6 protein-coding genes are annotated in these 6,584 nt (G+C 72.5%); 4 read left to right on the plus strand and 2 right to left on the minus strand.

The genetic code is table 11. The features are described 5' to 3' along the window. Nucleotides 1-39: 39 nt before the first annotated feature. Together AC13HU_RS28945 and AC13HU_RS28950 are read right to left on the minus strand one after the other, a co-directional pair. On the minus strand, nucleotides 40-993 hold the full coding sequence (locus tag AC13HU_RS28945; protein ID WP_483044917.1) for an MBL fold metallo-hydrolase: 954 nt from the start codon (nucleotides 991-993) through the stop codon (nucleotides 40-42). After that, entirely contained in the window at nucleotides 977-1,723 is a 747-nt protein-coding gene (locus tag AC13HU_RS28950; protein ID WP_483044918.1) for an ArsR/SmtB family transcription factor, read from the minus strand. Before AC13HU_RS28950 ends, AC13HU_RS28945 begins: the two co-directional genes overlap by 17 nt. A 153-nt stretch (nucleotides 1,724-1,876) precedes the next feature. On the opposite strand from AC13HU_RS28950, the gene AC13HU_RS28955 reads away from it, so the two are divergent. The 4 genes from AC13HU_RS28955 to AC13HU_RS28970 all read left to right on the plus strand — a co-directional run. Continuing rightward, nucleotides 1,877-2,296, plus strand: a complete 420-nt coding sequence (locus AC13HU_RS28955) for a hypothetical protein (RefSeq protein ID WP_483044919.1) — start codon at nucleotides 1,877-1,879, stop codon at nucleotides 2,294-2,296. 393 nt (nucleotides 2,297-2,689) lie between these two features. Beyond that, nucleotides 2,690-3,586, plus strand: a complete 897-nt coding sequence (locus tag AC13HU_RS28960) for a YhjD/YihY/BrkB family envelope integrity protein (protein WP_483044920.1) — start codon at nucleotides 2,690-2,692, stop codon at nucleotides 3,584-3,586. Between the two features lie 289 nt (nucleotides 3,587-3,875). Continuing rightward, nucleotides 3,876-4,673 (plus strand): SAM-dependent methyltransferase, encoded by a 798-nt coding sequence (locus AC13HU_RS28965; RefSeq protein WP_483044921.1) that lies wholly within the window; start codon nucleotides 3,876-3,878, stop codon nucleotides 4,671-4,673. A gap of 386 nt (nucleotides 4,674-5,059) precedes the next feature. Beyond that, the coding region (locus AC13HU_RS28970) for a serine/threonine-protein kinase (RefSeq protein WP_483044922.1) at nucleotides 5,060-6,584 on the plus strand (1,525 nt) is incomplete at its 3' end.

Genomic DNA, 6,584 nt, shown 5'->3' on the forward strand with positions numbered 1-6,584 from the left:
CCCCGACACCGCCCCCTCCCGGCCTCGCCTCCGCCGCGATCAGCCGCGCAGCGGCGCGGCGAGCGCCTTGCGCAGCCGGGCCCGGGTGAGCAACCTGCGGGTCTCCCGCTTGCCGGGCTCGTGGTAGATCACGAAGTCGTCGAACCGGTGCACGCCGGGCCGGTCGGCCACGGAGACGGCCGCGTCCCGCACCGCGACGAGCTGCGCGAGGGTCATCTCCGGTGCCCGCTCGTCCGGCTGGAAGGTGGCTCCGAGCGGGTAGTCGCGGCCCGGCCGGCGCTTCATCTCGACGTGGCAGCCCAGCACATGGGTGATCCGGTGGGCTTCGGCGAACTCCACCATCCGCTGCACCGTCGCGAGGAAGGCCGGGAAGTCGGCGACGTAGAGCCGGCCGGGGAGCACGGTGTCGCCGGTGAACAGGATGCCGGTCCAGCGGTCGTGGAGAGTGACGGACGACTCGTGGTGGCCGGGCGTGCCCAGCACGTCGAGTATCCGGCCGCCGAGGTCGAAGGTGACCTGTCCGGTCGGCCAACTCGCGCCGAAGCCGAAGAAGTCCCGCACCGCGTCCGCTTCCTTCGGAACCACCGTGGTCGCGGGGCGGTCGGCGAACTGGGCGTCCCCGGCCACATGGTCGCCATGCGCATGGGTGTGCGCCACCACCAGTTCGTACCCCTCGCGCGGGTGCTCGGCCAGCCACTGGTCCACCAGCCCGTCCACGGTCGCGCGCAGCGGGAGCAGCTCCGGGTCCTCGGTGGCGCCGGAATCCAGCAGCAGCGCCCGCTCGTTGCCGAAGAGGAGGAAGACGAAGGGCGCCTCGTAGTTCACCGCCTTGCTCTGGCGCAGCACCAGCGTGTGCTCGTCATACCGGTGCACCTGGATGCGCGGCTCCCGCTGCCATCTGGTGCGCACCCCATGCCTCCAGACCACGTCGAGCGAGCCGGCCACCGGCGCGGAGGTCTCGAAGTCGACTTCGGTCTCACTTGTCGCGGCCATCGCTGTCCCCTCCCGTTGTGTACGCCTGTGCCGACGCCGAAACGGCCGCCGAATCCCCGGGCGCGACCTCGGTCAGGCCCGCGGGCGGACCCGCGTACGCGCCCGCGGCCGGATCGCCTGTCACCCAGTCCGCCGCGGCGACCGGAGTCGCCGCCATGAAGTACCGCACGAGCCGCCGCTCCGACGACGCCCCGCCCGGTGCCGCGCCCGGTGCCGCGCCGGCCGGCTCGGCCCCCGACTCCGCCGTCACGAGGTACGGCCGCAGCAACTCCTGCCACTTCTGCTCTATCTCCGGCATGTCGTCTGCGGAGACGATCGCAAGAGTGCTCACCACGCCCGCCTTCCCCCGCCACTGCGGGCTCTCCTCGCTCCGGCGCTCCGCGTACCCGAGGATCGCCGCCATCTCGCGCTCCACGACCGTCCGTTCCAGCCGGCGCCCGATCGCCTCGGCGGCGGCCGAGTCCGCACCGCCCAGATCGAACCGCATCTCCCTGCTCCCGTCGACCAACCGCCATCTCCGCTCCCTCCGGTCGCCCCCTGGCTCCGCCTCCTCCACGAGGCCGTACTTGCCGAGCTGCCGCAGGTGGAACGAGCAGTTGGCCTGCGGCACGCCCAGTGCCCGCCCGCACCAGGCCGCCGTCGCCGACTCCACCGTCGACAGCACTTCCAGCAGATCCAGCCGCAGCGGATGCGCGAGCGCCCGCATCGCCTTGGGATCAGTGATGGTCATACCCCAAAGGGTACTTTGGTATTCCGCACTGTCAACGTCTTCTTTGACATCTGCCCGGATCGACCCGTGCCCGCCGGAGCGACGACGCTGCGAAGCTGTCACAGCACGGTCACAGCAGCGGGCAGACGGCCCCCGGTGGGGCAAGGTGGCGGCATGCGTACCCGAATCGCCGCCGCGGCCGTGGCCGCCGCCGCACTCGCCACGTTCTGCGCGACCGCGTGCTCGTCCAGCAGCGACGACAAGAGCGGGCCCGAGAAGGCCACCACCGCGGCGCCGGCCGCAACGGCCTCGGCCGACCCGAGCACCGGCGCGGCCGTGACCCGCCCGCCGGCCCCGAGTGGCGTGAACCAGCAGACCTACCTGGCCGCACTGAAGGCGATCGACCCGTCGCTGGCGGCCGACCCGAATCAGGTGATCGAACAGGGCCGCACCCAGTGCACCGAGATCAACGGCGACCCGCTGACCGCCGACCACCTGGCCGCCGAGCGGTTCGGCAGCACCGGCCACCCGCTGACCGACGCGCAGGGCGCCGCGATCGACGCGGCACTGAAGTTGACAGTCTGCAAGAGCTGACCGCAACAACGATCAACAGCCGACGGCAACCGACTGCCGACAGCAACCGACACCCGCGGCGACCGGCCGTCCACGCCAGCCCGCCATCCACGGCAGCCCGCCCTCCGCGACGACCAACTGCCCACGACAGCAAGCCCCCAGGGCAACGGACCACCCACGAAGGCCGGCTGGGACCCGGCCGCCTCCCGGCCGTCGAACACCCGCACACAGCCGCGCCCTTGACGGCGCCCGCGGCCGCGTTCGCCCGCACGCATGCCCGCCAGGCACACCGCCCCGCACATCGCCCCGCACACCCGCCCGCTCACCCGCCACCAGGGCCGCCCAGGAGCCGAGTTGCGCGTGGGGCACTCCGCCCGGTATCCACAAGCAGTAACGCTTCGGGAAGGTGACGCCATGGCAGGACTGACGGACGCCTGGAAGCGGTCCGCGATCGGACGCTTGTCGAAGCAGGCGGCGCACATCGAGTTGATGCACCGTTCGATGGGCTTCGCCGCGCTCGGCTTCGTCACGCTGATGCCGCTGCTCGTGGTGGTCGCGGCCGCGACCCCGTGGGAGAACCGGCCCGGCTTCGCACAGTGGGTCATCGACGGCATGGGCCTCAACGCCAATGGCGCGCACAGCATGCGCAGCATGTTCGCGGCGCCCAACCACATTCTGAGCGCGACCGGCGCGTGGAGCCTGGCCTCGGCGGCGTACTTCGGGCTGTCGTTCGTGGCGAGCGTCGAGACCGGGTACCGCAAGATCTGGGACCTGCCGTCCGGGCCGTGGCACCGCGACTGGCGCCGCGCGGTGTGGCTCGCGGTGCTCACCGCCTACCTGTTCTGCGAGTCGCAGAGCGCCGCGGTCCTGGGCAGCGGCCCGTTGCCGAGTGCGGTGCGCATCCTCCTCACCTTCGTGCTCGGCGTGCTCTTCTTCGCCTGGGGCCAGAACTTCCTGCTGTACGGCTCCGTCCGGGTGCGTACCGCCCTGCCCGGCGCGGTGCTCACCATGGTCGGCCTCGCCGGCCTGCGGATCTTCTCGCACCTCTTCTTCGCACCTCTCGTCGTGTCCAACGCGGTCACCTACGGCCCGGTCGGCAGCGTCCTGACCGTGGTGACCTGGCTGGTCGGTGTCGGCTTCGTGGTCTTCGGCGGGGCGCTCGTCGGCCGCCACGTCCGCGACAGCCGCACCCTGCGCCGAGGCGGCGAAATACCACGTCCGCCAAAGCCCGAGGGCTGGTACGAAGTGCCCGAGGCGACCATCCCGGGCCTGCCCTGGCGCTCGGACGGCGCGGGCGGCGCGATCGACTGAACACACCTCCAGCGAACGGCGATCGGCCGCATCCCCGCGCACCGCGTCTACGCGCCAGAGCCGTTGCTCACGGTGCCGCCACCGTCGCGCACGGTCCCGGTGCGGCGCCCTCCCCTACGCTTCGCGCCGGACCGCCGACGCAGTGCCGCCACCGGCCGCGCACCCGGCAACTACGCAGGCCATGATGCGGAACTCCGTTCGTACACAAGTCCGTTGACGTGAGACGCTTTCACCGGTCGGGCGTTCGCGGGCGAGGCGGACGGGCTCGGCACGGAGAGAGGAGAGCAGCGTGACGCAGAACGGCTTCCGCGCCGAGGAGATCGACACCAGCAGGCCGCATCCCGCACGGATCTACGACTACCTGCTGGGCGGCAAGGACAACTACGAGGTGGACCGCGCGGCCGGCGACCGGCTCGTCGACGTGGCACCCGAGGCGCGGGTCGGCGTGCAGGCCAACCGCGCGTTCCTGCAACGCGCCGTCCGGCACGTGGTCGGCGCCGGCATCCGGCAGATCCTCGACATCGGCACCGGGCTGCCCACTTCACCGAACGTCCACGAGGTCGCCCAAGGGGTGGCCCCCGACGTGCGCATCGCGTACGTGGACAACGATCCGATCGTCAACACCCATGCCAACACGCTGATGAGCGGCGCGGGTACGACCAGCATCGTGCTCGCGGATCTGCGTGACCCGAAGGCGATCCTGGACCACCCCGACGTCCACCGGGTCATCGACTTCGACCAGCCGGTCGCCCTGCTCCTCGTCGCGATCCTCCACTTCCTCACCGACGCCGAGCAGCCCGAGCAGATCGTCGCCACCCTGCGCGACGCGCTTCCGGCCGGCAGCTACCTGGTGCTGTCCCACGCCACCGGCGACTTCAACGACCGCAGCGGCGCACGGGACGCCTACAACAACGCCACCGCAAGCATGAACCTGCGTCCCCGCGCCGAGGTCGAGCGCCTCTTCGAGGGGTTCGAGCTGATCGAGCCCGGCCTGGTGCAAGTCCCGTTCTGGCGACCGGACTCCACGCCTGCGCGCGATGCCGGCGAGATCGGGATCTACGGCGGCGTGGCCCACAAGGCCAGCTGACCCCGCGTTCCCCTTCCTCTCCTTCCCGTCTCCTCCTTCTCCGTCCGCTCGCTCCTTCCCGAACTCACCTGTCCTCACCTGTCCTCCCCCGTCCGGGGCCGGGCCGCTCGGCCGCTTGCGTCTCGCGGCCGGCCCGGTCCCCGGCAAGTCGCCGGGGGCAGTACCCTCTTGAGCCTCACGGCCCCTCCTCTCCGGTCCCTGGGCGCTTCCCGGTCCTGCCCGGTTTCCCGACGCCTGGTCTCTCCTGCGGGAGAAGTGGCTGTACGGGTGCCGTGAGCCCCGGCAGATCGGCCCGGCTGCCGGCGGAATTCCGATGACGGAACAGGGCGTCGAGGGGTTGCGAGCGGCAACTCCTCCACAAGGGGCAGCGCGAGGGGCGGATTCAGGTGGACGACCACGAGGGCACGGGCGCGGACGCGGGTACGGGCATACCCGGCGGGGGCGGCGAGGCCACGACCGGACCGCGGAAGCCGGCCGGGACGCGCCGTCCCGCGGGAAAGACCGCCGGGAAGACCACCGGGAAGACCGCCGCGGACCCGGCGAAGAAGCCCGCGACCAAAGCTGCGCAGAAGCCGACGGTGAAGGGCGCCGCCGCCGCGAAGGCCACACCTTCCGACGGCGCCGCCGATCCTGAAGTGGCCGGCTCCGCAGGCGAAGTGGCGGACGATGGTACGGCTGCGGCTCCGGCCGAGGCCGCGGCGGTACCGGCCCGACCGGCCGCGCAGGGACGGAAGACGACGCAGGCGCGCAAGACGGCGCGGGCCCAACCAGGCACGCCGGCACGGAAGACGGCCGCGACGAAGAAGACAGCGGCACCGAGCGAGGCCAAGGGCGCGAAGGCAGCCGCCTCGCCCAAGTCCGCGGCCACCGCGAAATCCACTGCCCCCGCGAAGTCCGCCGCCACGCCCAAGACTTCCACCGCCGCGCCCAAGGCGACGGGCCCCCAGCAGCCCGCCACCGCAGCTGCCACAGACGCCGCCGATACCGCGGCCCAGGGAGCCCCTCCCGTGGCCGTCCCCTGGCAAGTCCCTGGCTACGCACACGAGTCCGACGTCGCCGGCAGCCCATCCGGCCAGGTGGTACGGGCGACGCGCGAGGCCGACGGCGTCCCGGTCGCGATCACCTACCTCGCACCGGCACTCGCCGAGGACCCGTCCTTCCGCGATGCGCTCCGTGCCGAGGCCGAACGGCTCGGCACCCTCGAATCGCCTTACGTGGCACGGCTGTACGCGTACGTCGAGGACGGCCCGCATGCCGCGATCGTGCGCGAACCGGTCGAGGGCGCCGCCCTGGCCACCCTCCTGCGGGAGAAGGGCGCGACCACTCCCGAGGCGGCGCTGACCGTCCTCAAGGGCACGCTGCTCGGGCTCTCCGCCGCCCACGAGGCGGGAATCGCGGGCGGGGCCGCCTGCGAGCCCGCGCACCTGATGGTCACCGCCGCGGGCACCGCCGCTCTCGCCGACGTCGGCGGCGCGCACCAAGCACCCGACGCGCCCGCTGTGCCCGGTACGCCCGCCGACGTCGCGACCGACCTCTACGTGGCGACCGCCGCCTGCCACGCATGCCTCACCGGCGAGGCGCCGCACACCGGCGCCGCCGATGGCGACGCCGCGGCCCAACCCGCCGAGACCCCGATCCCCCACGGCAAGGTCCCCGAGCCCGTACAGCCCTTGCTCGCAAAGGGTTTGGCCACGGACCCGGCCGAACGACCGCAGAGCGCGATCGACTTCGCGGTCGAACTCGAAGCAGTGGCCGTCGCGGCCTACGGCGAGGCATGGGAGGAGCGCGGTCGGCACGAACTCGCCTCGCTGGTAGGCATGTTGGCCCAGCCGTCGGCGACGGAGAAGGCGTCCGACCCGGAGCCCGCAGCCGCAGCCGTACCCGTGCCCGTACCGCTCCCCGCCCCCGTAC

The sequence above is a fragment of the Streptomyces sp. NH27 genome (assembly GCF_056859195.1).